Below are 25,013 nucleotides of genomic sequence, written 5' to 3'. Positions count from 1 at the left end.
CGAAGCGTGAGGACGGCGACCGCAAACCCTACGGCAAGCCCTTCGCGAAGCGTGAGGACGGTGATCGCAAGCCCTTCGCCCGCCGCGAGGATGGTGATCGCAAGCCCTTTGCGAAGCGTGAGGACGGCGACCGCAAACCCTACGGCAAGCCCTTCGCGAAGCGTGAGGACGGCGACCGCAAACCCTACGGCAAGCCCTTTGCGAAGCGTGAAGACGGTGATCGCAAGCCCTTCGTCCGCCGCGAGGATGGTGACCGCAAGCCCTTCGCGAAGCGTGAGGACGGCGACCGCAAACCCTTCGGAAAACCGGATCGCGGCCCTCGGCCGGGGGGCAAGCCGGGCGCGAAGCCCATGGGCAAGTTCGGCGGCAATGCCCGGCCGGGTGCGGGGCGCCCTGATCGCGGGCCTCGGCCTGCGGGTAATGGACCGCGCCGCGGCTAAGGCGCGGCGCCATGGCGGCCGGGATCAGCGAAAGCCCGGCCCCGGAATCGGCAAGGCGCGGAGCAAGCTCCGCGCCTTTTGCTTTATCCGAGCCGGCAGAGAGAGAAACACCCGGCCCGAATTCCTAAGGGGAATGCTTATTTCGTCAGGATCAGCTTGCCCGCGCGGGTGATGCGCAGGTTATAGACCTGATCTCCCAGCACGATCAGCGCCTGGTTTCCGCCAGCCGTCAGGGCCTCGGCGTCATATTCGGGAAGGCGCGTCAGGGCGGTCACGCCAGGACGCATGAATTCGGCAGGGCGAGTCGCGGTCATGTCCAGTTCCTCGTATGCTTTTGTGGTCGGTTTGTTTATACGGTCTTGATGGTTGTAATCTGACTAAAATCCTCGGCTATGTCAAAGGAAAAGAGTCGGGAATTTTAAGATCCTGTTATCATATTGATGAGATATGAAAAAACGGGCGCTCCTCTGTGGAGCGCCCGTGTGAATCACGGCCAGAAGATTCGATTCAGTCGCCGGCCATGCAATCCGCGATGGCCGTGGCGAGGCCGCTCAGGATGTCGGCGTAAAGCGTGCCTGAACCCTGGTCATGGCTGCCGCCTTCGGGGTCCAGGGGCGGGCCCAGGCGCGCGCCGCTGCCCTCGATCGCTACCTGGATCAGCTTGGGATCGTGGTTCAGTTCGGGAAAGGCGCAACGGGCATCGCTTTGCCGGATCTGATCCTGGATCTGCTTCAGCCGCGCCGCCGAGGGGGTCGAGGCATCGCCCAGGCTGACAGCAATCGCGGGTTCCAGCCCGTAATGCTGGGTGAAATAGCCGTAGGCGTCGTGAAAGACGACGAAATGCCGGCCCCTTGCCGGCGCGAGCCGCGCCTGAAGCCGGGCGTCCAGATCGGCAAGGGCGTCGGCGGCCTTGCGGGCATTGGCCTGATAGGTGGCGGCGTTCTCGGCATCCTGGGCCGCCAGATGGTCGGCGATGATCTTCAGCCAAAGCTGTCCGTTCCTGGGGTCCAGCCAGGCATGGGGATCGGTGCCCTCATGGTGGTGATCCGCGTCGCCATGCTCGTGCCCATGTTCATGTTCGTGTTCGTGTTCATGTTCATGTTCGTGATCTTCGGCGTCATGGCTGTGCTCGTCCTCATCGCCGTCTCCGGCATATGTGCGGGTGACGGTGCCGGGCTGGGCCAGCAGGGGCAGGGATCTGCCCGGCGCCAGGCTTTCGGCGCTGCGTTGCAGCCAGGGGGCCAGTTCGGGGCCGATCCAGACCAGCAGTCCCGCATCCTGAAGGCTGGCCGCCTGGCTGGGGCGAAGCTGGTAGTGATGCGGGTCGCCGCCCTTGTCCATCAGCACCGTGGGGCTGCCCAGATCGCCCAAGACCTGCTGGACCAGCGCGCCGGTCGCGGGGATGTCGGTGACGATGCGGGGCACCTCGGCCCAGGCGGGAAGCGCCAGCAGCATCGCCGCCGGGGCCAGAAGGCGAAGGGAATATCTGTGGGTCATGGCGTGGTTCTCTTGCGGAAACGGAGAGGTTATTTATGTTATAGCGTAACGCGTCAAGCCTTTTTGTAATGGTATAACATGACAAGCGACCCCGACCATGTTCCCGCCGCCGGTCCGGTGGGGGCGGATCCGTTCCACAGCCACGACCACGCCCATTGCACGACGACGATGCTGGACCGGGCCGAGGCGCGGGCCAAGGCGGACGGCGTTCGCCTGACCCCGGTGCGCCGCCGTGCGCTTGAGATCCTGCTGGAAGCCCACAAGGCCATGGGCGCCTATGAGGTGCTGGACCGGCTGGCCGCCGAAGGCTTTGGCAAGCAGCCCCCGGTCGCCTATCGGGCGCTGGATTTCCTGGTCGAGCAGGGCCTGGCCCATCGCGTGCGGCGGCTGAACGCCTATGCCGCCTGCCTCTCGCCCGAGCGCGACCATGCGCCGGCTTTCCTGATCTGCCGCGTCTGCGAGCAGGTGGCCGAGGCCACCAGCCCCACGCTGAGCGCCGCGGTCGAGGCTCTGGGCCAGGCCAGCGGCTTCACCGTCGAGCGCCGCACCATCGAGCTTCTGGGCCTTTGCGCCCGCTGCGCCGCCGAGGCGCGGGCATGAGTGTGCTGATCCAGGCCCGCGACCTGACCGTCAGCCATCCCGGCGCGGATCGCCCGGTGCTTTCCCATATCGACATGCATATCGCCCCCTCCGAGATCGTGACCGTGGTTGGCCCGAACGGTTCGGGGAAATCGACGCTGATCCGGGCGCTCTTGGGTCAGATCGCGCTGACGCGGGGCAAGGTCAGCCGGATCAAGGGGCTGCGCATCGGCTATGTGCCGCAGCGCGTCCATATCGAGCGCGCGATGCCGATGACCGTGCGTCGCTTTCTGTCGCTGCCGGTGCGGGTCGGCGACGCGCAGGCGGCGGTGGTGCTGGAGCGAACCGGCGTGCCGGGGCTTCAGGGGCGGCAGATCTCGGCGCTGTCGGGGGGGCAGTTCCAGCGCGTGCTGCTGGCGCGGGCGCTGCTGAACGATCCCCAGCTTCTGGTCCTGGACGAGCCGACCCAGGGGCTGGATCAGCCTGGTATGGTCGCCTTCTACAAGCTGATCGAAGAGGTCCGGCGCGAGACCGGCGCGGCCGTGCTGATGGTCAGCCACGATCTTCTGGTGGTGATGCGGGCCTCGGACCGGGTGGTCTGTTTGAACGGACATATCTGCTGCGAGGGCACGCCCCAGGCGGTCAGCGCCGCCCCCGCCTATCGCGCGTTGTTCGGCGCCGAGGCCCAGGGCACGCTGGCGCTTTACCGCCACCATCACGACCATGACCACGACCATGTGGGAGATGCGCATGTCCACGAGGTTCATGTCCATGGCCCGGCCTGTGCGCACGACCATCCTCCCGCAACCTGAAGGTGCCCCATGCTTGACGACTTTCTGACCCGCGCGGTGATCGCGGGGCTGGGGCTGGTGCTGGCCACGGGGACGCTCGGCTCGTTCGTGGTCTGGCGGCGCATGGCCTATTTCGGCGATTCGACCTCCCATGCGGCGATCCTGGGGGTGGCGCTGAGCTTTGCCTTCGCCATGCCCTTTTATCTGGGCACGCTGCTGGTCGCGGTGGGCATGGCGGTGCTGGTGGCCTGGCTGACGGGCCGGGGGCAGGGCATGGACACGGTGCTGGGGGTGATCGCCCATTCGGCGCTGGCGACGGGGCTTTTGGCCGCGAGCTTCATCCCCTCGTTGCGGGTGAATCTGGATGCGTTCCTGTTCGGCGACATCCTGGCGGTCACGCGCGCTGACCTGGCCTGGATCTGGGGCGGCGCGGCGGCGGTGCTTGCGCTGCTGGTCTGGCGCTGGCAACGGCTGGTCACGGCCTCGGTCAACGAGGAACTGGCGCTGGCCTCGGGCATCGATCCCGAGCGCGAGCGGCTGATCCTGTCCCTGGCGCTGGCCGTGACGGTGGCGATCGCGATTCGGATCGTGGGGGCGCTGCTGATCTCGGCCATGCTGATCGTGCCTGCGGCTTCGGCGCGCGCGATTTCCAGAACGCCCGAACAGATGGCCGGTTCCGCCACCCTGCTGGGGGCGCTGGCGGTGATTTGCGGGCTTTGGGCCAGCCTGCGCCTGGATACCCCCGCCGGACCTTCGATCATCGTGGTTTCGGCTGCATTTTATGCAATCTCTCTGGTGATTTACCGAAAATGAGGGCGATTCCCGCCTGACCGTGCCCCGGCGAAGGCCGGCGCGGCCATGGGCAGTTTGTCGCCGAACGGGAAAGGTGTTGGCGAATATGCAACAGTAAGATGAGCCGCGCCGGATGGCGTCTCAAGGGCGCTTCCCAAGCCATTGGCTTTATGCGACTGTCGCATTGATGTTGCTGGAAACGGCAGCCTTCAAAGTACTGAACGGAGCATGATCATGACCAAATTTGCTACCTTTGCACTGGCCCTCGGCCTGACCGCTTCGTCGGCTCTGGCCGGCGGTTACGTTGCCCCCGTCGTCGAAGTCGAGCCGGTCGTCGTTGACGAGAAGCCCGCTTCGTCGAATGCTGGCCTTGTCGTTCCGGCGCTGCTGCTGCTGGGCGTCATCGCCGCCGTCGCTTCGGACGACGACGACAGCTGATATCTAACGGGACGAAAGTTCCGTATGCGATGGGGGGCTGGTCCTTGGACCGGCCCCTTTTCTTTATTGCACGGCGCGGGTTGGGTCGTGCCGGCCCAGGCGCGGCGCATGCGGGCGGACTTGGACCGGGGCGCTGCCCCGGACCCCGGGATATTTAGGCAAGAAAGATGGTGGGCTGCGCCGGAAAGGCGAGCCGGGCGCGCGCTTTCTCGGATTTTATCCGGCATTTTCGGGGGGCTGGGGATGGCGGTTTTCATTGCCCTGGATCCCTGGGTGTCTTGGTGCGCGCAGGGAGTAGAGGCGGACGGGTTGGCGCTGGCGGGGGATAATCTGGGTGAGGCAACGAGTTCGCGTGGCTTCAAGGCGTGAAAAAACCGGCCCTGTGGGGCCGGTTTTCGTCTGTCCGGGGCCTTTCCTGGCCCTTGAGATCAGGGGCGCAGCACCTGGATGGTGACATAGCCCAGCTTCGGTCCCAGCCACTGGCGCGAGACGGGCAGGTGGCCGCCCTGTGGCAGGTAGTTGTTCTGGAAGCTGGCGCCATGGCCCTGGCAGTTTTCCACGACCACGCCGGCCCTGGGGCCGGGGCCGACGCTGCAATTGAAGTCCAGCGGGCGCTCCAGCCCGTCGCCCGCGAAATAGCGCATCACGCGCCTGGCCTGGCCGGTGCCCTGGCGGCGAATCAGGTTTTCGGTGCCTGGCTCGGCGACCGAGAGGTCGTTGCCGAGGCCGCGCGTGCCGATCACCATACCGTCGCGCAGGATCAGCGCCTCTTCGGCGGGGGTCATGTAGGTGCGCAGGCCGCCGTTCTGTCCGGTCATGGCCATGACCTGGTTGCGACCCAGGGATTCGAAGCCCACCAGGATCAGCGGGCCGGAATTGACCCGCATCGCCTCGGCCGCCATCTGTTCGGGCGTGCGTGCGGGCGCCGCCGCGGCCTTGTCGTCGTTGCCGCGGATGCGGGTCGCTGCCGTGCCGAGAGATTTGGCCGCGATCAGCAGCGGGTTTGCCGCCTGTCCGCCGTCATTGTCGTTGCCGCAGGCGGCCAGGCCCGCGACCAGCGCCAGCGTCAGGGCAGCGCCTTGGATACGCGTTCCGATCATCGCCAGAACCTCCCCCAGCCTTGATAGAGTTTCCCGGATTGCGCGTCGCGCACCTTGTCGTAGAGCCGCCCCTCGACATTCACCTTGGCGCCGCCATCGCGCGAGAGCGAGCGCAGATCCGCCGTGGCGCGGTCGCGGGTCGGCGTGCCCACGGCCCAGCCGATCGGGATCGAGAGCGTCACGCCCTTGTCGAACGAGCCCTCGCCGAATTCCTCGGCGCTGAGGTTGGTCTTGGTCGCATAGGCGCCGACGCGCCAGCCATTGGCGAATTCGCGCGTCAGGGTGAAGGTCGCGCCCTTGTCCCCGGCCAGATAGCGGCCCAGATCCAGTTGCGCCGTATAGTCCTGGGCGAATTCGTAATAAAGCGAGACATGCCCGGTCGTGACCTCATAATCGCGGAAGCTGAACGCATCCTCGAAGTCGCGCTTGCGCACGCGGTTCAGTTCGACCCCGACGCCCAGGGCCGAGTCGGCGGGCTTCCACAGAAGTTCCCCCGAGACGCCGCCATAGGCGCGTTCCAGCAGGCCGACCGTCACCCGGCTGTAGACCGAGGGCGTGGGCTGGGCATACCAGGCCAGCGTCAGGACCGGCACCGTGGGCTTGTCGTTTCCGGTATACATGCGCGTGTCCGAGCGCACGCGCGGCACGCCGTTGACATATTCATTGGCCGGATCGGACAGATATTCCTCGGGCGTGTAATGTTCGCCCCGGCTGCCGGAAATGCCCGGACCGCGCTGTTCCATATTGCCCAGGATGCGCTGACGCACCTTGCCCGAGAGCACCAGGCCCGGCATGAATTCATAGCTGGCCTTCAGCTCGGCCCCGGCCTCGTAGCGCAAGGGGTCCTGCGGGTCGAAGACGCCCAGTTCCAGATAGGGGCCGAGCCACCACTTGAAGCGCGGCGAGGCATCGGGGATGCGGCTCATCCCCTCGGGGCGCGGATCGGCATCGCCGAGCGTCGAGACGGCGGCGATCCTGCCGGCCTCGGTATTCTCCAGCCGCTCGACATCCGAGCGGCGCAGCGTCACCGAAGAGGTCGCCATGCCGTTCTGCATCGAGGTGATCACCAGCGTTTCCACCGAGGGCGGCAGGGCGCGGGTCATCAGTCGGGCGGTGCGGCCGATCGCCTCGGATTGCTGGATATAACGGGTGTTCTGGATCCGCACCTCGGCCCGGTTCGCGGATAGCGACATGCCGGTGAGCTTTTGTCCCTCATTGGCCAGGGCCTTGCCCAGCACGGCCTCGATCGCGGGCTGGGCGGTCGGATCGGCGGACCAGGCGCCGGACCAGCCCTCGGGGTCGGCCGAGGGGGCGGGGCGGGGGCGCACCGGGGGCGGGGCCTTTTCCAGGCCCGACGGATAGGGCGCATTGCGCGGGTTCAGCGCGAAGCTGAACTGCGCGCCGAAGGTATCGCCGCCCAGCGTATACAGCCCGACCTGATATTGCGGGTTGAAGACGTAATAGGCGCCCAGGTTCACATGATTGCCCGGGGCCTCCTTCTCGCCCGAGGCGGTCTCACGCTCGTAACGGTCGTTCGAATATTCGGCGATCAGGCGCAGCTTGTCGGTCGCCTGCCATGTGAGCGATCCGAAAGGCTTGACCGAGCCCGAGAACCAGTCGCCGATATTGGGCTTGCCGCCCTCGTCATCGGTGTCGAGGGCGCGCTGCTCGCCCGCGAGGCGGCCCCAGCCGAGGCCGATGCTGGCGCGCAGGCGCGGCGTCAGGGTCTTGGTCGCGACCAGATATTCGCCGGAATAGACGCCCGTGCCCATGAAATCCTGCAAGCCCACCGCGACGGCGGGACGCCAGCCCTTTTCATCCAGGAACTGGAAACGCACATCGAAGCTGCGGTCCCAGATATGGCCCAGGTCGTTATGGTCGTTGATCCCCGAGACGCGGGAATAGCGCAGCGCCGTGGTCACACGGGGATGAAGCTGGAACACCAGATCGTGGCGCCGGCCCAGATCGGTATAGGACAGCGTGCCGCCAAGCGTGCCGTCGGGCAGCATCTCGGCGGTCGGCGTCTCGACCCCGCCGGCAAGGCCGTAGCTGTTCATCACGTCGCCGATCAGCGGATCGGTCCGCGCGGGCGATGCGGCCAGGTTTAGCAGAAGGGCCGCCGGGACGGTCGAGGCCAGCAGGCGGCGGGTCAGGGTCGAATGGGCGCGCATCGGCGGGTCCTTTCAGATCGCGGGCCGCGGGCTGAGGCGCGCGGGAAAGGCAGCGGCGCCGGGACGCCGCTGCGGTCGAGGTTACTGCGAGGGCGTTTCCGGGGTGGGCGGCAATACCACCGGGGCGGGTGCCGGCGTCTCGGGCGCCGCAGTTTCGGGTGTCGTGGGTGCGGCCGGCTCGGGCGTGGTGCTGGTCGAGGTGGTCGCCGCAGGCTCTGGCGTCGCTGGGGTCGTGGCGGGGGCCGGGGTGACGGGTGCCGTAGTGACGGGGGCAGGCGTTGCCGGCTCGGTCGCTGCGGGCGTGCTTGCCGCCGGGGTCGTCGCGGCGGGCTCTTCGGCCGGTTTCGGCACGGCGGGCTTGGCGGCGGGGGCCGCCGTCGCGCTGGGCGCGGCCTTGGGCGTCGCTTTGGGTGCCGGTGGGGCCGAGGACGCCTTGGTCTGGGCCTTGGGCATCGTGTCGGTGGGCACGGCGCAGCCGCTCAACCTTTGGCTGCCGACGCGCAGCAGCGCCGAGAACGGCGCCTTGCCCGAGCCGGTGTCGCATTCCTGCGCCCGCACGTTCAGCGAGAAGACGGCGCCGTTCATGGTGCCGACGAATTCCACGCCACGGCCATAGACCATGCGGCGCACGGTCACGCCCACGGATTTCGCGCCGGCGCGTTCATAAACCGCAGTCTTGTCGGCCGCCGTCACGGTCCAGCCCGCGCCGCCGGCGCGGAACATGGCGGTGCCGACGGTCGATGCCTCGGCGGTGGCGACGGGCTGGCCCGCCGCGCCGGTCTCGATCGGCTGTTCCAGAGGCGACACGCCGGGCGGCCCGGAATGGGCGGGCGCGGCGGCGGGTTCCTCGGATTTCTTCTGGAAGGGCAGCTCGCCGCAAGCGGTCAGGGCCACCGTCATCGACAGAACGGCAAAAGCCGAACGGAATTTCATCTGCTCTGTCCCCGGTTCCTTGTGGGTTTTCCTTATGCCTCTCTGGCTACAGGAAGCCCCGCATTTGGGCAAGCGCCCCGGTCCATTCGGTGCCGTCGCTGTGGCGCGCGCGCAAGGACCCGGCCCGGCTCAGCAGTTGGGGACGTTGACCGCCAGCCCGCCCAGCGAGGTCTCTTTGTATTTCTCGGACATGTCGCGGCCGGTCTGGCGCATGGTCTCGATGGCGGCGTCCAGGGGGACGAAATGCCTGCCGTCGCCGCGCAGCGCCAGGCTGGCCGCCGAAACCGCCTTGATCGCGCCCAGGCCGTTGCGTTCGATGCAAGGCACCTGGACCAGGCCGCGCACCGGATCGCAGGTCATGCCCAGGTGATGCTCCAGCGCGATCTCGGCGGCGTTCTCGACCTGCTCGGGGGTTCCGCCCAGGACCGCGCAAAGCCCCGCCGCCGCCATGGCCGAGGCGCTGCCCACCTCGGCCTGGCAACCGCATTCCGCCCCCGAGATGCTGGCATTGTGCTTGATCAGCCCGCCGATGGCCGCCGCCGTCAGCAGGAAATCGTCAAGCCGGCGCTCGGACGCGCCGGGCACATGGTCCAGCCAATAGCGGATGACGGCGGGCACCACGCCGGCCGCGCCGTTGGTGGGCGCGGTGACGACCTGACCGCCCGCCGCGTTTTCCTCGTTCACGGCCATGGCATAGATCGACATCCAGTCGTTGATCACATGCGGCGCGATCAGGTTCATCGTCGCCTCGGCCTTCAGCGCGTCGTGGATGCCCGAGGCGCGGCGGCGGATCGACAGCCCGCCCGGCAGCGTGCCCGCGGTCGCCAGCCCCCGGTCCATGCAGTCGCGCATCACCTGCCAGATGCGGGCGATGCCGTCCCGGATCTGCGCTTCGCTGCGATGCGCGCGCTCGTTCTGGTGTTTCATCGCGGCGATGGATTTGCCCGATTTTTCGGCCATGGCCAGCATCTCGGTGGCCGAGGCGAAGGGGAAGGGCACGCGGGGTGCGTCGTCCGAACGGGTGTCGTCGCCGCGCGCGGCAAGCTCGGCCTCGGTCATCACGAAGCCGCCCCCGATCGAGTAATAGGTCTGGTGAAAGATCACGTCGCCTTGGGCGTCGGTCGCCATCAGCATCATGCCGTTGGCATGGCCGGGCAGGGCGCGGTCGAAATCGAAGACCAGATCCCGTTCGGGGTCGAAGGCCAGCGCGCCCAGGCCCGGCGGCGACAGAAGGCACGAGGCGCGGTTTGCCGCAAGCGTGGCCTCGGCGGCGTCCGCATCCATCGTCTCGGGCAGAAATCCGGCCAAACCCAAGATGGTGGCGCGGTCGGTGGCGTGGCCCTTGCCGGTAAAGGCAAGGCTGCCGTGCAGGCTGGCGCGCAGCCCATGCGCCCGGAAGGGCTGGCCCCGCAGCGCGTCCAGAAACCGTCCCCCCGCCACCATCGGTCCCATCGTATGCGAGGACGAGGGGCCGACGCCGATCTTGAAGATGTCGAAGACCGAGAGAAACATGCCATGGCCTCCTTGATGCGCCGATTGCCGCCATGGCCTTAGAGGTAATCCTTGGGCGGGGTTCGCGCCAGTGGTGGCTGCGACGCCTCATCTGCATGGCTGCGACATTTGAGCGGACAAGTATTGCACTTTAATTGGACTGCAAGCCTATACTATAGGCAGTTATGCCTTTGTCGCGACCGCCCGCCGATGGGGCAATCGCCGCATTCTTTCGCATTCCCGCGCCCCGTCCTACGAGTTGCCAATGACCCTGCCCGAACCGATCCTTCTTGGTGCGACCCGACTCGGCCCTCCTGTCTTTCTGGCACCGATGGCCGGCATCACCGATCTGCCCTTTCGCCGTGCCGTGGCCCGCCATGGCGGAGCCGGGCTGATGGTCAGCGAGATGGTGGCCTCGACCGAGATGTTGACGCCCCGGCCCTCGACCCGCGCGGCGGTGCGCGCCAAGGCCCTGACCGAGGGCGCGCTGCCCGTCAGCGTCCAGATTGCGGGGCGCGAGGCTGGCGCCATGGCCGAAACCGCGCGGATCGTCGCGGATCTGGGCGCGAGGATCATCGACATCAACATGGGCTGCCCGGCCAAGAAGGTGACGGGCGGGCTTTCGGGCGCGGCGCTGATGCGCGATCTGGATCACGCATTGGTTCTGGTCGATGCGGTCGTCGCGGCGGTGCCCGACCTGCCGGTGACGCTGAAGATGCGGCTGGGCTGGGACATGGATTGCCTGAACGCCCCCGACCTTGCGGCGCGGGCGACGGCGGCGGGGGTGCGGATGCTGACCGTGCATGGCCGCACGCGGGCGCAGTTCTATACCGGGCGCGCCGATTGGCGGCGTATCCGGGCGGTGGCGAACGTGCCGGGCCGGCCGGCTTTGGTCGCGAATGGCGATGTGATCGACGCGGCCAGCGCCCGCGCGGCGCTGGCGCAGTCGGGCGCGGATGCGGTCATGGTCGGGCGCGGCGCCCAGGGCCGGCCCTGGCGGCTGGCGCAGATCGCGCATGAGCTTTGGGGCACGCCCGCGCCCGCGATCCCGCGCGGCCCGGCCCTGGCCGAGGCCGTGGCCCGGCATTACGACGACATCCTGTCCCTTTACGGGACCGAGTTGGGCCTGCGCGTCGCGCGCAAGCACCTGGGCTGGTATGCCGAGGCCAACGGCGCCCCGAACCGGGCCGAGCTGTTGCGCGCGCCCACGGCCGCGGCCGCGCTGGCCGCCATCCGCAGCGGCTTTTCCGATGCGGATGCGGATGCGGATGCGCCGGCCCAGGCGGATGAGATCGCGCAGGCGGGGATCACGGCATGAAGTTTCGCGTCAAGACCCGTTCGCGCGGCGAGAGCGCCGCGCCGCCCTCCGCCGCCTTCGTCCCCGCCGAGGTCGGACCGAACTGGTCCGCGCTGCCGCTGCCCGCCGTCATCGTCGACGCGCAGGGCCGGGTCGCGGGCATGAACGACCTGGCGGAAAGCTTTCTCAACGTCTCGCGCCGCTCGGCCATGGGCCATCTGCTGGAAGGCCCCGAGATGCTCAAGCGGCTGCGTATCGTCCCCTCGATCGGCGAAATCCTGGAGCGCGTGCGCGAGGGGCATGATGCGCTGAACCGTGCCGGCGTGCGCTTCGAGATCGGCGACCGGCTGGGCGGCCATGCCGACCGTATCGCGACCGTTCATGCCGGTCCGGTGCCAAGCCCCGAGGGCGGCGTCGTCATCCTGGTCGCGCCCTCGGACAGCGCCGGACGGCTGGGGCAGGGGCGGGCGGTGCGCTCGGCCGCGCGCTCGGCCATCGGCATGGCCGAGATGCTGGCGCATGAGATCAAGAACCCGCTGGCGGGCATTCGCGGCGCGGCGCAACTGATCGGCATGAGCCTTGCGCCTGGGGATCGCGACCTGACCGACCTGATCGTGGCCGAATCGCGCCGCATCGTCGAATTGCTGGACGAGGTGGAGCGATTTGGCGACACCTCGGCGCCCAAGCTGACCGAGGTGAACATCCATGACGTGCTTGAGCGGGTGCGGCGCTCGGCCCTGGTGGGCTTCGGCAAGGGGCTGAAGATCGTGCCCGACTATGACCCCTCGCTGCCGACGGCGCTGGCCGACAACGACCAACTGGTGCAGGTCTGCCTGAACCTGGTCAAGAACGCCGCCGAGGCGATCAAGCGCCAGGAGCGCGAGGACGGCACCATCCGTATCCGCAGCTTTTATGACGGCACGCTGCGCATGGCCCCGACCGAGGCCGAGCCGATGGGCCGCAGCCTGCCCCTTCAGATCGAGATCGAGGATGACGGCCCCGGCATCCCCGAGGCCATCGCCGATCAGGTGTTCGAGCCCTTCGTTTCGGGGCGCGAGAACGGCACCGGGTTGGGCCTGGCGCTGGTCTCGAAGATCATTACCGACCACGGCGCCTGGATCGCGCTGGATTCGCGGCCCGGCCGCACCGTTTTCCGTATCTCACTTCCCAAAGCCTGAGGTTTTCCCATGGACGGCACCGTTCTGATCGCTGATGACGACCGCACCATCCGCACAGTCTTGACCCAGGCCCTGACCCGCGCCGGATGCCGGGTGCATGCGACAGGCTCGCTGGCGCAGCTACTGCGCTGGGTCGAGGAGGGGCGAGGCGATCTTGTCATTACCGATGTGATGATGCCCGACGGCAACGGCATCGACATGATCCCCGCGATCCGCAAGGCGCGCCCCGACCTGCCTGTGATCGTGATCTCGGCGCAGAACACCATCGTCACCGCGATCCGCGCGACCGAGGCGGCGGCCTTTGACTACCTGCCGAAGCCTTTCGATCTGCCCGACCTGATGGTGCGCGCGAACCAGGCGCTGTCCCGGCGGGCGCGGAAATCCGATCCCGTGCCGCCCGTGCCCGCCATCCCCTCGCCCGAAAGCAACGCCGATCCCGCGCTGCCGCTGATCGGCCATGCGCCGGCCATGCAGAACCTGTTCCGCATGGTCGCGCGGGTGCTGAACGCCGACCTGCCGGTGATGATCGCGGGCGAGGCGGGGGTGGGCAAGACGGTCGTGGCACGCTCGTTCCATGATCTGTCGGACCGGCGGGACCAGGGCTTCGCGGTGCTGACCTCGGCCGATCTTTCCGAAGAGGCCATCGCGCGCGCGGGCGAGCGGGCGACTGGCGGCACGCTGCTGATCGAGGATCCTTCGGGTTTCGGCGCGCCTGCACAGGCGCGGCTGATCGGCCTGATCGAGGCATGGGAGGTCGGGCCGACGCGCAACCAGATGCCGCGCCTGGTTTCGACCACCGGGCCAGAGCCGCAGGCCGATGTCGCGGCGGGCCGGCTGCGGGCGGATCTTTATTATCGGCTGGCGGGGGTCACGATCACCGTGCCGCCGCTGCGTGCCCGCGTCGATGACATTCCGCCGCTCGCGCGGCACCTTCTGGCCCGTGCCGCCGCGCAGGGCCTGCCGCAGCGCGGCCTGGCCGAGGGGGCGACGGCGCTGATCCGCGCCTATCCCTTCCCCGGCAATGTCCGCGAGTTGGAGAACCTGATGCGCCGCCTGGCTCTGACCGCCGGCGGTGCCGAGATCACCGAGGCAGAGGCCCGCGCCGCATTGTCGGAATCGGCCCCCATCGCCGCCGCGCCCAGCCCGTCCCCGTCCCCGCGCAGCCCGGTCGCGGTCGTCCCCGCCGCCAGCACCGCCATCCCCCCCTCGGGCGCGGCGTCGTCCCAGAACATGGGCGCGCTGCCCGACGCCTCGAACGCGCGGCTGGCGCAATCGGTGGAAATGCACCTGCAACGCTATTTCGACCTGCATGGCGACCAGTTGCCGCCGCCCGGCCTTTACGACCGCATCCTGCGCGAAATCGAAAAGCCCCTGCTTGAGATCGCCCTGGACGCGACCGGCGGAAATCAGCTTCGATGCGCCGATTTGCTGGGGATCAACCGCAATACGCTGCGCAAGAAGCTGACCGACCTGAATATCGAGGTGACACGCCGCCGCAAACTGATGTAAAACGGCCACAGATGGCCGCACGTTCGTCGCGCGACGGCCACAGACAGGCCGCGGCACAGCGGCGGAACCGTGAGGTCGGGAGAAGTGGCGGGCACGCTATCGAAAGGCACTTGGGAGCGCGTCGCAAGAATGCGGCGGCTGCGTTTCTGGCGCAATGTGGGCACATTGGGGCTGGCGGTGCTGGGGCCGGTGCTGGCGGGCCTGACCTTCGCCGTCATGGGACCCTTCGCGGATGTGACGCCGGGCCGCTCTGTGCTGCGCCTGGTGCTGCTGGCGGACCTGCTTTATCTGATCGTGCTGACCGGGCTGGTCGTGACGCGGATGCTGGGTATCGTCATGGCGCGGCGGAACTCGGCCGCGGGCTCGCGGTTGCATATGCGGCTGGTGGGGGTCTTCGCCACCATCGCGCTGGTGCCCACGGTGCTGGTCGCGCTGTTCGCCGGGTTGACGGTGAATATCGGCCTTGAGGGCTGGTTCTCGAACCGGGTGCAGCAGGTCGTGAACAGCTCGCTCGCCGCCGCCGAGGCTTACCAGGACGAGCATCGCCGCGACCTGACAAACGACGCGAAGCTGCTTGCGGATGCGCTGACCCAGGCCGCGCGTCAAAAGCCGTTGCTGGACGATGGCGAATTGCGCCGGCTGCTGGGCCAGGGTCAGGTCCAGATCCAGCGCGGCCTGCGCGAGGCTTATGTCATCGACGGGCGCGGCACCATCCGAGCGCGGGGCGAGCGCAGCTATCAATTCTGGTATGAGCGTCCCAGCCCCGAGAATTTCGATCAGGCCCGCGCCCAGGGCCTGGTGTTGATCCAGGACTGGCAGAACAACGAATTCCGCGCGCTGGTGCCCTTGCCGCCGCTGGCCGACCGCTATCTTTACGTCACCCGCGACGTGGACGGGAAACTGCTGGGGCTGCTGGACGATACCCGCCAGAGCGTCGGCGAATATCAGCGCCTGGAAAGCGAGCGGGGCCGGGTGCTGCTGGAATTCTCGTTGCTTTACCTTGGCTTCGCGCTGCTTCTCGTGGCGGCGGCGATGTGGCTGGGGCTGTGGTTCGCGGACCGCCTGTCGCGTCCCATCGGGCGGCTGGCAGCGGCTTCCGAGCAGGTGGGCAAGGGCAATCTGGACCTGCAAATCCCCGAGGCGGATACCGGGGATGAGATCCAGACCCTGGGTGAAAGCTTCAACCGCATGACCCGGCAATTGAAGCAGCAGCGCCTGGAACTGGTCGAAAGCTATCGTATCGCCGACGACCAGCGGCGGCTGTTCGATTCCGTGCTGTCCTCGGTCACGGCGGGGGTGATCGGCCTGGATGCGGCGGGCGAGATCGACTTTCTGAACCGCTCGGCGACGCGGCTGCTGGGCCTTGACCCCGCCACCGCGCATGACCGGCTGCTGTCCGAGGCGGTGCCGGAATTCGCGCCCCTGTTCGAGCGTCTGGGCCAATCGGTCAATGAATGGGTCCAGGACGAGATCCGCCTTGCCCGCGAAGGCCGGGTGGAGAGCCTGCTTGTCCGCATGGCGATCCGGCGTGGCGCGGCGGGTGGCCTTGAAGGCTATGTGGTGGCGCTGGACGACGTGACCGACCTTGTATCGGCCCAGCGGATGGCGGCCTGGGGCGACGTGGCGCGTCGCGTCGCGCATGAGATCAAGAACCCGCTGACCCCGATCCAGCTTTCCGCCGAGCGGCTGAAGCGCAAGTTCTCGGCCGTCGCGGGGGATGAGCGCGAGGCGCTGGAGCAGTTGACCGGCGTGATCATCCGCCAGACCAACGATCTGCGCCGGATCGTGGACGAATTCAGCCGCTTCGCCCGCATGCCCGAACCCGACCGCAAGGAAACCGACATCGCGAAGCTTCTGCGCGACAGCGAACTGATGCAGCGCGACGCCTTGCAGGGGGCGCTGGTCTCGGACATTCCCGAGGTGCCGGTGATCGTCGATGCCGATGAGGGCATGATGCGGCAGGTCTTCACGAACCTTCTGAAGAATGCCGGAGAAGCCATTGAGGAATTTTGTCAAAATCCAGATCCAGGCTGGCAGCCGCAGGTGCGGGTGCAGATGGTCCTGGCCCCGGATGCGGTGACGATCCGCATCACGGATAACGGCACCGGACTGCCCGAGGATCGCTCGCGGCTGTTCGAACCCTATGTGACGATGAAGCCGGGCGGCACGGGGCTGGGGCTGCCCATCGTCAAGAAGATCGTCGAGGAGCACGGCGGCAGCTTCACGCTGACCGACGCCCCGAACCAACGGGGCGCAATGGCCGAAATCAGGCTACCCCGCGAAAGACAGCCCGTCCGGCTGTCCGCGCGGCGCCAGAAACATGAGCAGGAACACGTGACATGAGTGACATTCTGATTGTCGATGACGAAAAGGACATTCGCGAACTGATTTCGGACATCCTGCGGGATGAAGGTTATTCGACCCGGATGGCCGCGAATTCCGACCAGGCCGTGGCCGAACTGAACCTGGCCGAGCCTTCGCTGATGATTCTGGATATCTGGCTGAAGGACAGCAAGATGGACGGGATCGACATCCTGAAGCAGGTCAAGCGCAACAATCCCGATGTCCCGGTCGTGATCATCTCGGGGCATGGCAATATCGAGATCGCGGTCGCCGCGATCAAGCAGGGCGCCTATGATTTCATCGAGAAGCCCTTCAATATCGATCAGCTTCTGGTGGTGATCCGGCGCGCGATGGAGACATCGCGCCTGCGCCACGAGAATACGACCCTGCGCCAGGGAGAGGCCCGTGCCGCCGAGATGCTGGGAGGTTCCGCGCCCTTCAGGCGGCTGCGCGACCAGCTTGACAAGGTGGCGAAGTCGAATGGCCGGGTGATGCTGACCGGAGAGCCCGGCTCGGGCAAAGAGATGGCCGCGCGCCATATCCACGGCCACAGTCCGCGCGGGCGCGCGCCCTTCATCACCGTCCCCTGCGCCACCATCGAGCCGGAGCACATGGAGGAGGTGCTTTTCGGCCGCGAGACGCCCGAGCGCGGGGTCGAGCCGGGCCTGCTGGAACAGGCGCATGGCGGCGTGATCTATTTCGATGAGGTCGCCGACATGCCCATGGGCACCCAGCCCAAGCTTCTGCGCGTCCTGACCGAACAGCAGTTCCAGCGCGCCGGCGGCACCGACAAGGTGCGGGTGGATCTGCGGGTGATTTCCTCGACCAATCGCGATCTGGCGGTCGAGATCGCCAGCGGCCGCTTCCGGCAAGAGCTTTACGACCGGCTGAACGTGGTTCCCATCGCGGTCCCCTCGCTGGCCGAGCGGCGCGACGATATCGCGCAACTGGCGCAGTTCTTCATCGAGCAGTTTCACGCGACCCAGGGCCTGCCCCAGCGCAGCCTGCCCGAGGAAACCGTCGCTGCCCTGCAAGCGATGGGTTGGCCGGGCAATATCCGGCAATTGCGCAATGTGATCGAACGGGTGCTGATCCTGGGCGAGGGCTCGGGACCGATCCAGCCCTCGGAGCTTGAGACCCAGGGCGCGGCCAGTGCCTCGGGCGAGGTGCTGGCGCTGGGTCCGCAGATCACCAGCCTGGCGCTGCGCGAGGCGCGCGAATTGTTCGAGCGGGAATATCTTCTGGCCCAGATCAACCGCTTCGGCGGCAATATCAGCCGCACGGCGCAATTCGTGGGGATGGAACGCTCGGCCCTGCACCGCAAGCTGAAATCGCTGGGCGTGGTTGGTGGCGTCCGCGTCGAAGAGGAAATGATGGGAAAATAGGCGCTTCGCCCTTGCGGGCGTCGCTGCGGCGGCGCCCGAGGGCGCGGCCTGCCCAAGACATGCCGATACGCGATCAGGGGCAATGTCTGGCGGTATCCAAGATGAAAAGTGGCAGCCCGTAGGGGAGTCGAACCCCTCTTTTCAGGTTGAAAACCTGACGTCCTAACCGATAGACGAACGGGCCACTTCTTCACTCCGCCAAGCCCTTGGCCTGCGGTGTGGAGCGGTGTTTAGGCGAGGGGGGGCGGGGGCGCAAGCGGAAAAACGGCTGCCGGGGAAAGTTTTTTTCGCACCTTTCCGCCGGTCTCCGCCCGCCCGCTAGGTCACCGCAGCGGCGTCGTCCAGGCGCAGCCGCACCCGTTCGCGTCCGCCCCATTGCGACAGCTCCAGCTTGCCCGCCAGGTGAAAGCGGCGGCCCTTGGCGCCCAGAAGCGCGGGGCCCAGCGGGGTGCTCATCGCGCCCCAGGCCACGGCCTCGACCACCGGGCTGCCGGGGCTGCGGAAACGCAGGCGCAGGTGGCTGTCGCCCATGGTCCCGGCGCTGTCGATCAACTGCTCGGCGAAAGCGAAGCGCGGTGCGGGCGCGGCCTGGCCATAGGGACCGACGCGTTCCAGCATCTGCATCAATTCGACCGTGGCCCCCGCCGGGTCCAAGAGCCCCGAGATGCGCAGCTCGCCCGAGCCGGGCCGCTCGGCCATCTCGCGCGCGAGAAGCTGCGAGAGGCGCGCCATGGCTTCGGGGATGCGTGCCTCCTCGACCGTCAGCCCCGCTGCCATGGCATGGCCACCGCCCTTCACAAGCAGGCCCTCGGCGGCAAGCCGCTGGATCGCGCGGCCAAGGTCGACGCCGGGCACCGAGCGGGCCGAGCCCTTGCCGATGCCGTTTTCCACCCCGATCACCACCGAGGGAAGGTTCGCGGCCTCTTTCACCCGCGCCGCCACGATGCCGACGACGCCGGGATGCCAGCCCTCGCCCGCGGCCCAGGCCAGCAGCGGATCGGCGCGGGCTTCGACCTGGGCCAGGGCGGCCTCGCGCACGGCGGCTTCGATGGCGCGGCGGTCGCGGTTCAGCGCGTCCAGTTCCTCGGCATAGCGCAGGGCCTGGGTCGTATCGGTGCAGCTTAGGCACCGCGCGCCCAGATCGGCACGACCCACGCGCCCCCCGGCATTGATCCTAGGTCCCAGCAGAAAGCCCAGGTGAAAGGCATTGGGCGCCGCGTCCAGCCGCGCCACGTCGGAAAGCGCCACCAGCCCCGGCCTTTCGCGCCGCGCCATGATCGCCAGGCCCTGCCGCACGAAAGCCCGGTTGACGCCGACCAGAGGCGCCACATCCGCCACCGTCGCCAGCGCTACCAGGTCCAGAAGCCCGATCAGGTCGGGCTGGGGCAGCCCGGCCTCGCGCAGCAGGCGGTTGCATTGCACCAGGGTCAGGAAGACGACCCCAGCCGCGCAAAGATGCCCCAGCGCGCCGTCTTCATCGGCGCGGTTGGGATTCACCACGGCCAGGACAGGAGGCAGGGTCTCGGCGCCCTGGTGATGGTCCAGCACGATCACGTCGCAACCGGCGGCGGCCAGTGCCTCATGGCTGAGCGTGCCGCAATCGACGCAGATGATCAGGTCGTGCCCGGCCGAAAGCCCCTGGATCGCGGGGATGTTCGGGCCGTAGCCCTCATCGATGCGGTCGGGGATGTAAAGCGTCGCGGGCCGGTCCTGGCGGCGCAGCCAGTCGATCAGCAGCGCCGCCGAGGAACCGCCATCCACGTCGTAATCGGCGAATATGGCGATCCGCTCGTGCCGGGTGGCCGCCCGGACGATGCGCCGCGCGGCCACGTCCATGTCGCGCAAGGTCAGCGGATCGGGCAAGAGGTCGCGCAGGCGCGGCTCAAGATAGGCGGCGGTCTCGGGCGCGGGGACGCTTCGGTCGGCCAGCACGCGGCAGACGGGCAAGGGCAGGCGGCTGGCCTGGACCAAAGCCTCGGCCGCGCGCTCAAGCCCCGGATCGGGGCCGCGCCACAGCCTGCCGGTCAGCGATGAGGTCACGGAAAGAAAAGCGGTCATGCAGGCTTCATCCCCCATGACCGCCTTCTGCGCAAGGTGGCGCCTGATTACTTGACCGGGTTGCGATAAATCATGCGCCGGACCGAGCCGGTCTTGGAGCGCATCAAGATGGTCTCGGTGGTCAGATAGCCCGGCTCGCGCTTGACGCCCGCCACGATCAGGCCGTTGGTCACGCCGGTCGCGGCGAAGATTACGTCCCCGGTCACCAACTCGTCGCGCGAATAGATCCGGTCCAGATCGGCGATCCCGGCCTTTTTCGCGCGCCTTCTTTCATCCTCGTTGCGAAACAGCAGCTTGCCCCACATCTGCCCGCCCATGCATTTCAGCGCACTGGCCGCCAGTACGCCCTCGGGCGCGCCGCCCGAGCCCATATACATGTCGATCCCCGTCAATTCGGCCTCGGCGCAATGGATGACGCCGGCCACGTCTCCATCGGGGATCAACCTGATCGCCGCCCCGGTCGAGCGGATCTCGGCAATCAGATCCTCGTGGCGGGGGCGGTCCAGGATGCAGACGGTGATGTCGCTGTCCTTCAGGCCGCGCGCGTCGGCCAGTGCCCGGACGCGCCGCGCCGGGGGCATGTCCAGGCTGATCACGTCCTTGGCATAGCCGGGACCGATCGCCAGCTTTTCCATGTAGACATCTGGCGCGTGCAGCAGCGTGCCGCGCGGCGCCATGGCGATCACGGTCAGCGCGTTGGGCATGTCCTTGGCGGTCAGCGTGGTGCCCGCAAGCGGGTCCAGCGCGATATCGACATCGGGGCCTTTGCCGGTGCCGACCTCCTCGCCGATATAAAGCATCGGCGCCTCGTCGCGCTCGCCCTCGCCGATGACGACGACGCCCTTGATGTCCAGAAGGTTCAGCTGATCGCGCATGGCACTTACCGCGGCCTGATCGGCGGCCTTCTCGTCGCCGTGACCGATCAACTGCGCCGAGGCTTGGGCAGCAGCCTCGCTGACGCGGGCCAGACCCAGGGACAGCATGCGGTCATTGAAATCCTTGGGCGAGGTCATCGGCGGAAAATCCTTGTTGCTGCCTGTCGGGTTCTAAGCAAGCGGACCAATTGCGGCAAGGCTGGGCCCGCCGGTGGCTCAGCCTTCGGCAAGCTCAAGCGCAAGGGCATGGATTCGCGGGATGATGTCGCCCAGGGCGGCATGCACCAGCCGGTGCCGCGCCAGATGGCCCAGCCCGGCGAAGCGAGGGCTGGCCATGCGGATACGGAAATGCGTCTCGCCGCCCTCCTTCCAGCCGCCATGCCCGCGATGGCCCTCGCTTTCGTCGATGACCTCAAGCCGGCTGGGCTCCAATTCGCGCAAGCGTTCCCGTATCTGATCGGCAATCATCCGCAATGCCCCTTTCATGTCGAGCGAAATAGCCTAAACTGCGCGTCCCGTTCAGGACAAGGCAGGGAAATGAGTAATAGCGACCCGTTCGGATTCGATATTTCAGCGGCCTCGGACAAGAAGAAGAAGTCCAGGGGCCGGCGGGGCATGTCCGGCGCCTTCGAGACCTCGACGCGGTGCTGTGACAAAGAGGGTTGTAGCCAGCCCGGCCAGTATCGGGCACCGAAATCTCCGCGCAACCTCGACGAATACTATTGGTTCTGCAAGGATCATGTGCGCGAATACAATCTGAACTGGAACTATTTCCAGGGTCAGTCCGAGGCCGAATTCCAAGAGTTCCTGGACAATGCGACGGTCTGGGAACGGCCCACGAAACCCTTCGGCCGCGCGGCGCAGGAGGATAAATGGGCGCGCCACGGCATCAGCGACCCGCTGGAGATCCTGGGCGCGAACGGAACCAATCCCGAAGCCCGCCGCGCATCGACCCGCAAACTGCCCCCGACCGAGCGCAAGGCGCTGGAGATCCTGGAGGCCAAGGACAGCTGGACCAGGGCCGAAATCCGCAAGCAATACAAATCCCTGGTCAAGGACCTTCACCCCGACATGAACGGTGGCGACCGTTCGGACGAGGATCGGTTGCAGGAAGTGGTCTGGGCTTGGGACCAAATCAAGGACAGCCGCAGCTTCAAGGACTGAGGTTGCTTGGGGGCTTTGCGCCCCCACGCCCGGTCGTCCTGCGGACAACCGAGCTTCCCCCGCAGGATATTTGGACAAGAAAGAGGGGCCTGGATCCAAAGGCCCGGCCCCTTGTTCTTCCTTGACGAAAATATCCTGGGGGAGCGCGGCACGCGCGGGGGCAAAGCCCCCATGCGGCGTTACAATTCGCGTTTCAGTGCTTCGGCGAGATCCGTGCGTTCCCAGGAGAAGCCGCCATCCGCCTCCGGGGCGCGGCCGAAATGGCCATAGGCGGCGGTGCGGCGATAGATCGGCCGGCAGAGGTCGAGATGCTCGCGGATGCCGCGCGGGGTCAGGTCCATGGCGCGCGCGATGGCGCGCTCGATCTCGGCTTCGGGGATTTCCGAGGTGCCGAAGGTGTCGGCATAGATCGAAAGCGGCTTTGCCACCCCGATGGCATAGGAGAGCTGGATCACGCAGCGTTTCGCAAGGCCCGCCGCGACCACGTTCTTGGCCAGGTAGCGCGCCGCATAGGCGGCCGAGCGGTCCACCTTGGTCGGGTCCTTGCCCGAAAACGCGCCGCCGCCATGCGGGGCCGCGCCGCCATAGGTGTCGACGATGATCTTGCGCCCGGTCAGGCCCGCATCGCCATCGGGGCCGCCGATCACGAAGGTGCCCGTCGGGTTCACCCACCATTCGGTGCGTCCTGTCAGCCATTCGGTGGGCAGGACCTCGCGGATATAGGGTTCGACGATGGCGCGGATGTCGTCCGAGCTTTGCGATTCGTCCTTGTGCTGGTGCGACAGGACCAGGCTGGTGACCTCGACCGGCTTGCCGTTTTCATAGCGCAGCGACAGTTGCGACTTGGCGTCCGGGCCCAGCAGAGGCTCGGCGCCCGACTTGCGGGCTTCGGCCAGGCGGCGCAGGATCGCGTGGGCATACTGGATCGGGGCGGGCATCAGTTCGGGCGTCTCATCGACCGCATAGCCGAACATGATGCCCTGGTCGCCCGCGCCGTCGCGGTCCACGCCCTGGCTGATATGGGCGGATTGTTCGTGCAGGTAGTTGTGGACGTGGCAGGTGTTCCAGTGGAACTTTTCCTGCTCATAGCCGATGTCGTGGATCGTATCGCGGGCGATCTGGGTCACGCGGCCCATGTATTCGCCCAGCTTCTTCTGATCGGTCAGCCCGATCTCGCCGCCGATGACCACGGTGCCGGTGGTGGCGAAGGTCTCGCAGGCGACACGTGCCGCCGGGTCCTCGGCCAGAAGCGCGTCCAGCACCGCATCCGAGATCTGGTCGCATAATTTATCGGGGTGCCCCTCGGACACGGATTCCGAGGTGAAGACATAGTCCAGTCTGGCCATGAGAAATGCTCCGTTAAGTTACGCCGCCACGCCAGGAAGCCGTTGTGACGGTCAGGTCCGAGCGATAGATCACGCCCCGGTCGCCGTCAACCTGCGCGCGCGCATGGCCGTCATGAGAGGTCCCAGCGCCAGGATCAGCGCCAGGGCCAGCGCGGGCAGGTCGCCCCAGCGTGACCATGGCGTCGGGGGCAGCGCGGCGGGAAGAGCCGCGTCGATCCGGCCCGCGAGGTTCAGGCCCAGTTCGGCGCGGATCCCTCCGCGCGCGTCGATCACCGCCGTGACGCCGGTATTGGCGGCGCGCATCAGGGGCAGGCCGCTTTCGATCGCGCGCAGCCGGGCCTGGGCCAGGTGCTGCCAGGGCCCCGAGACCTTGCCGAACCAGGCATCGTTCGTCACTTGCAAGAGCCATTGCGGGCGGTCGGGACCGGCGATCAGGTGGCGCGAGAAAACGGCTTCGTAGCAGATCAGCGGCTGGACCGGGGGCAGATTTTCGAAGCGCATGACGCGGGGACCGGCGCCGGCGGAATAGCCGAAGCCGTGCCGCGCGGCGAAGGCGCGGATGCCAAAGCGCGCCATCAGATCGCCCCAGGGCGTGTATTCGCCGAAGGGGACGAGGTGGAACTTGTCATAGACAGGCCCGATCCCTTTCGAGGAAAAGTATGTCAGACTATTGAAATAACGCTCTTCTTCTGCGCGCTGGATGCCCAGGATCACGGGGGCTCCGGTGAAGGCCGCGATGTCCTGCGCGGCGCTGCCTGATTGATCCAGCAGGAAGTTCACCGCCGTTTCGGGCCAGATCACCGCGTCGGGCGCGGGCTGGCCGGGGTCGCGCGCGGCCGAGAGATCCAGCAGGCGGCGAAAGAAGACCTCGGACCAATAGGGATCCCATTTCAGCGCCTGGGCGGCATCGGGCTGGATCAGGCGCAGATGGACCTGTGTGTCGGGGGGCAGGGGGCGCGCCAGCCGGGCGAGGCCGGCGCTGAAGGCCAGTGCGATCAGCAGCACCGAAAGCGCGGCGCCGGGCAGCAGCCCGCGCCAGCCCGGCTTGCCGCGAAAGATCAGCGGCAGCGCGCCCGCCAGCAGGGTCAGCGCCGAAAGGCCGAGCGCGCCAAAGCCGGCCGCGACCTGGCCCGCCGGCGTGGCGATCCAGATATGTCCGGTCAGCGCCCAGGGCAGGCCGGTGAAGATCCAGCCCCGCAGCCAGTCCGAGAAAAGCATGGCCCCCGCGAAAGCCATCGCGCGACCTTGGGCACCGCTCCCCAGCCGCGCCGCGAGCCAGCCGGGCAGGGTCCAGAACAGTGCTCCGCCAAGCGCCATGAGGAAAAGCGCGAAGGGTGCCATCCAGCCGTAGATCTCTGGCTCGACCAGGAAGGGTTCGATGATCCAGGACATGGCCAGGGCGAAATGGCCGAAACCGGCGGCCAGCGCATGCCAGGCGGCGGCGCGGGGGCCGCGTGCCGTGGCGATGCGCCAGGTCAGGAAAACGAAGGCCAGGACGGTGAGGAGCCAGAGGTTCCAGGGTGCCTGTCCCAGCGCGGCGAGCAGCCCCGCCCCCAGGTCCAGGGCAAGCGCGCCCAGCGGCGGGCGCCGCCGGGCGATGTCTTCAGAGGGCGCGGCCGCGCTCAT

21 protein-coding genes, 1 tRNA gene, 1 pseudogene and 1 riboswitch are annotated in these 25,013 nt (G+C 67.6%); of the genes and pseudogenes, 11 read left to right on the top strand and 12 right to left on the bottom strand.

Annotated elements, in window-relative coordinates; genetic code table 11:
- Positions 1–440: pseudogene (locus QM682_RS10545) on the top strand (hypothetical protein); the annotation flags it as partial.
- A 137-nt stretch (positions 441–577) separates the two neighbouring features.
- Here QM682_RS10545 and hemP read toward each other — a convergent pair.
- Together hemP and QM682_RS10535 are read right to left on the bottom strand one after the other, a co-directional pair.
- Positions 578–754 carry a hemin uptake protein HemP gene (hemP, locus tag QM682_RS10540; RefSeq protein ID WP_415129471.1) on the bottom strand — a complete coding sequence of 59 codons (177 nt, stop codon included), beginning with the start codon at positions 752–754 and terminating at the stop codon, positions 578–580.
- A 193-nt stretch (positions 755–947) separates the two neighbouring features.
- Entirely contained in the window at positions 948–1,937 is a 990-nt protein-coding gene (locus tag QM682_RS10535) for a zinc ABC transporter substrate-binding protein (protein ID WP_415129469.1), read from the bottom strand.
- Positions 1,938–2,015: 78 nt separating this feature from the next.
- Here QM682_RS10535 and QM682_RS10530 point away from each other — a divergent pair, with 78 nt between their 5' ends.
- The 4 genes from QM682_RS10530 to QM682_RS10515 all read left to right on the top strand — a co-directional run bounded on the left by QM682_RS10530 (position 2,016) and on the right by QM682_RS10515 (position 4,537).
- Positions 2,016–2,537 carry a Fur family transcriptional regulator gene (locus tag QM682_RS10530; protein ID WP_415129467.1) on the top strand — a complete coding sequence of 174 codons (522 nt, stop codon included), beginning with the start codon at positions 2,016–2,018 and terminating at the stop codon, positions 2,535–2,537.
- On the top strand, positions 2,534–3,328 hold the full coding sequence (locus tag QM682_RS10525; RefSeq protein ID WP_415129465.1) for a metal ABC transporter ATP-binding protein: 795 nt from the start codon (positions 2,534–2,536) through the stop codon (positions 3,326–3,328). Before QM682_RS10530 ends, QM682_RS10525 begins: the two co-directional genes overlap by 4 nt.
- A 9-nt stretch (positions 3,329–3,337) precedes the next feature.
- The gene (locus tag QM682_RS10520) at positions 3,338–4,120 is read left to right on the top strand and encodes a metal ABC transporter permease (protein ID WP_415129463.1); all 783 of its coding nucleotides are present in this window, start codon (positions 3,338–3,340) and stop codon (positions 4,118–4,120) included.
- 213 nt (positions 4,121–4,333) lie between these two features.
- Positions 4,334–4,537, top strand: coding sequence for a hypothetical protein (locus QM682_RS10515; protein ID WP_379029276.1), 204 nt, complete (start codon positions 4,334–4,336; stop codon positions 4,535–4,537).
- Positions 4,538–4,965: 428 nt separating this feature from the next.
- On the opposite strand, the gene QM682_RS10510 is transcribed toward QM682_RS10515, so the two are convergent.
- The 4 genes from QM682_RS10510 to QM682_RS10495 all read right to left on the bottom strand — a co-directional run bounded on the left by QM682_RS10510 (position 4,966) and on the right by QM682_RS10495 (position 10,253).
- The gene (locus QM682_RS10510) at positions 4,966–5,637 is read right to left on the bottom strand and encodes a YjbF family lipoprotein (RefSeq protein WP_415129461.1); all 672 of its coding nucleotides are present in this window, start codon (positions 5,635–5,637) and stop codon (positions 4,966–4,968) included.
- The gene (locus QM682_RS10505; protein ID WP_415129459.1) at positions 5,634–7,808 is read right to left on the bottom strand and encodes a YjbH domain-containing protein; all 2,175 of its coding nucleotides are present in this window, start codon (positions 7,806–7,808) and stop codon (positions 5,634–5,636) included. The genes QM682_RS10510 and QM682_RS10505 overlap by 4 nt, the downstream gene beginning before the upstream one ends.
- An 81-nt stretch (positions 7,809–7,889) precedes the next feature.
- A complete protein-coding gene (locus QM682_RS10500; RefSeq protein WP_415129457.1) occupies positions 7,890–8,741 on the bottom strand; it encodes a hypothetical protein in 852 nt (283 codons plus the stop codon).
- 129 nt (positions 8,742–8,870) lie between these two features.
- Positions 8,871–10,253, bottom strand: coding sequence for an L-serine ammonia-lyase (locus QM682_RS10495; RefSeq protein ID WP_415129455.1), 1,383 nt, complete (start codon positions 10,251–10,253; stop codon positions 8,871–8,873).
- A 244-nt stretch (positions 10,254–10,497) separates the two neighbouring features.
- Here QM682_RS10495 and dusB point away from each other — a divergent pair, with 244 nt between their 5' ends.
- From dusB to QM682_RS10470, 5 genes are all read left to right on the top strand, one after another.
- Entirely contained in the window at positions 10,498–11,550 is a 1,053-nt protein-coding gene (dusB, locus tag QM682_RS10490) for a tRNA dihydrouridine synthase DusB (RefSeq protein ID WP_415129453.1), read from the top strand.
- The gene (locus QM682_RS10485; protein ID WP_415129451.1) at positions 11,547–12,707 is read left to right on the top strand and encodes a two-component system sensor histidine kinase NtrB; all 1,161 of its coding nucleotides are present in this window, start codon (positions 11,547–11,549) and stop codon (positions 12,705–12,707) included. Before dusB ends, QM682_RS10485 begins: the two co-directional genes overlap by 4 nt.
- Before the next feature lie 9 nt (positions 12,708–12,716).
- Positions 12,717–14,216, top strand: coding sequence for a response regulator (locus QM682_RS10480; protein WP_415129449.1), 1,500 nt, complete (start codon positions 12,717–12,719; stop codon positions 14,214–14,216).
- A gap of 129 nt (positions 14,217–14,345) precedes the next feature.
- A complete protein-coding gene (locus tag QM682_RS10475) occupies positions 14,346–16,559 on the top strand; it encodes an ATP-binding protein (RefSeq protein ID WP_415129448.1) in 2,214 nt (737 codons plus the stop codon).
- Entirely contained in the window at positions 16,556–17,944 is a 1,389-nt protein-coding gene (locus tag QM682_RS10470; protein ID WP_415129446.1) for a sigma-54-dependent transcriptional regulator, read from the top strand. Before QM682_RS10475 ends, QM682_RS10470 begins: the two co-directional genes overlap by 4 nt.
- A 109-nt stretch (positions 17,945–18,053) precedes the next feature.
- Here QM682_RS10470 and QM682_RS10465 read toward each other — a convergent pair.
- The 4 genes from QM682_RS10465 to QM682_RS10450 form a co-directional block, all read right to left on the bottom strand.
- Positions 18,054–18,128 (bottom strand) — tRNA-Glu (locus QM682_RS10465).
- A gap of 134 nt (positions 18,129–18,262) precedes the next feature.
- Positions 18,263–20,002: a single-stranded-DNA-specific exonuclease RecJ gene (gene recJ / locus QM682_RS10460; protein ID WP_415129444.1), complete on the bottom strand. Its 1,740-nt coding sequence runs from the start codon at positions 20,000–20,002 to the stop codon at positions 18,263–18,265.
- Positions 20,003–20,049: 47 nt separating this feature from the next.
- Positions 20,050–21,015 (bottom strand): class II fructose-bisphosphatase, encoded by a 966-nt coding sequence (gene glpX / locus QM682_RS10455; protein WP_415129442.1) that lies wholly within the window; start codon positions 21,013–21,015, stop codon positions 20,050–20,052.
- 78 nt (positions 21,016–21,093) lie between these two features.
- On the bottom strand, positions 21,094–21,345 hold the full coding sequence (locus tag QM682_RS10450) for a BolA family protein (RefSeq protein WP_415129440.1): 252 nt from the start codon (positions 21,343–21,345) through the stop codon (positions 21,094–21,096).
- A gap of 69 nt (positions 21,346–21,414) precedes the next feature.
- Between QM682_RS10450 and QM682_RS10445 the strand changes: the two genes are divergently transcribed.
- The gene (locus QM682_RS10445) at positions 21,415–22,041 is read left to right on the top strand and encodes a DnaJ domain-containing protein (RefSeq protein ID WP_415129438.1); all 627 of its coding nucleotides are present in this window, start codon (positions 21,415–21,417) and stop codon (positions 22,039–22,041) included.
- Between the two features lie 179 nt (positions 22,042–22,220).
- Here QM682_RS10445 and metK read toward each other — a convergent pair whose 3' ends face one another.
- Both metK and lnt read right to left on the bottom strand, forming a co-directional pair.
- The gene (gene metK, locus QM682_RS10440; RefSeq protein ID WP_415129436.1) at positions 22,221–23,387 is read right to left on the bottom strand and encodes a methionine adenosyltransferase; all 1,167 of its coding nucleotides are present in this window, start codon (positions 23,385–23,387) and stop codon (positions 22,221–22,223) included.
- Positions 23,388–23,393: 6 nt separating this feature from the next.
- Positions 23,394–23,441: riboswitch (SAM-SAH riboswitch) on the bottom strand.
- A gap of 15 nt (positions 23,442–23,456) precedes the next feature.
- The gene (gene lnt / locus QM682_RS10435) at positions 23,457–25,013 is read right to left on the bottom strand and encodes an apolipoprotein N-acyltransferase (protein ID WP_415129434.1); all 1,557 of its coding nucleotides are present in this window, start codon (positions 25,011–25,013) and stop codon (positions 23,457–23,459) included.

The sequence above is a fragment of the Paracoccus sp. (in: a-proteobacteria) genome (assembly GCF_047605025.1).
In the GTDB taxonomy this organism is placed as follows: domain Bacteria; phylum Pseudomonadota; class Alphaproteobacteria; order Rhodobacterales; family Rhodobacteraceae; genus Paracoccus.
The sequence above is the reverse complement of the archived record's forward strand: the minus strand, read 5'-3'. Positions and strand labels throughout refer to the sequence as shown.

Excerpts from the sequence above, each read along its gene's own strand:
- hemP (WP_415129471.1), bottom strand. The coding sequence starts at position 754 with ATGACCGCGACTCGCCCTGCCGAATTCATGCGTCCTGGCGTGACCGCC.
- QM682_RS10535 (WP_415129469.1), bottom strand. The coding sequence starts at position 1,937 with ATGACCCACAGATATTCCCTTCGCCTTCTGGCCCCGGCGGCGATGCTG.
- QM682_RS10530 (WP_415129467.1), top strand. The coding sequence starts at position 2,016 with ATGACAAGCGACCCCGACCATGTTCCCGCCGCCGGTCCGGTGGGGGCG.
- QM682_RS10525 (WP_415129465.1), top strand. The coding sequence starts at position 2,534 with ATGAGTGTGCTGATCCAGGCCCGCGACCTGACCGTCAGCCATCCCGGC.
- QM682_RS10520 (WP_415129463.1), top strand. The coding sequence starts at position 3,338 with ATGCTTGACGACTTTCTGACCCGCGCGGTGATCGCGGGGCTGGGGCTG.
- QM682_RS10515 (WP_379029276.1), top strand. The coding sequence starts at position 4,334 with ATGACCAAATTTGCTACCTTTGCACTGGCCCTCGGCCTGACCGCTTCG.
- QM682_RS10510 (WP_415129461.1), bottom strand. The coding sequence starts at position 5,637 with ATGATCGGAACGCGTATCCAAGGCGCTGCCCTGACGCTGGCGCTGGTC.
- QM682_RS10505 (WP_415129459.1), bottom strand. The coding sequence starts at position 7,808 with ATGCGCGCCCATTCGACCCTGACCCGCCGCCTGCTGGCCTCGACCGTC.
- QM682_RS10500 (WP_415129457.1), bottom strand. The coding sequence starts at position 8,741 with ATGAAATTCCGTTCGGCTTTTGCCGTTCTGTCGATGACGGTGGCCCTG.
- QM682_RS10495 (WP_415129455.1), bottom strand. The coding sequence starts at position 10,253 with ATGTTTCTCTCGGTCTTCGACATCTTCAAGATCGGCGTCGGCCCCTCG.
- dusB (WP_415129453.1), top strand. The coding sequence starts at position 10,498 with ATGACCCTGCCCGAACCGATCCTTCTTGGTGCGACCCGACTCGGCCCT.
- QM682_RS10485 (WP_415129451.1), top strand. The coding sequence starts at position 11,547 with ATGAAGTTTCGCGTCAAGACCCGTTCGCGCGGCGAGAGCGCCGCGCCG.
- QM682_RS10480 (WP_415129449.1), top strand. The coding sequence starts at position 12,717 with ATGGACGGCACCGTTCTGATCGCTGATGACGACCGCACCATCCGCACA.
- QM682_RS10475 (WP_415129448.1), top strand. The coding sequence starts at position 14,346 with ATGCGGCGGCTGCGTTTCTGGCGCAATGTGGGCACATTGGGGCTGGCG.
- QM682_RS10470 (WP_415129446.1), top strand. The coding sequence starts at position 16,556 with ATGAGTGACATTCTGATTGTCGATGACGAAAAGGACATTCGCGAACTG.
- recJ (WP_415129444.1), bottom strand. The coding sequence starts at position 20,002 with ATGACCGCTTTTCTTTCCGTGACCTCATCGCTGACCGGCAGGCTGTGG.
- glpX (WP_415129442.1), bottom strand. The coding sequence starts at position 21,015 with ATGACCTCGCCCAAGGATTTCAATGACCGCATGCTGTCCCTGGGTCTG.
- QM682_RS10450 (WP_415129440.1), bottom strand. The coding sequence starts at position 21,345 with ATGATTGCCGATCAGATACGGGAACGCTTGCGCGAATTGGAGCCCAGC.
- QM682_RS10445 (WP_415129438.1), top strand. The coding sequence starts at position 21,415 with ATGAGTAATAGCGACCCGTTCGGATTCGATATTTCAGCGGCCTCGGAC.
- metK (WP_415129436.1), bottom strand. The coding sequence starts at position 23,387 with ATGGCCAGACTGGACTATGTCTTCACCTCGGAATCCGTGTCCGAGGGG.
- lnt (WP_415129434.1), bottom strand. The coding sequence starts at position 25,013 with ATGAGCGCGGCCGCGCCCTCTGAAGACATCGCCCGGCGGCGCCCGCCG.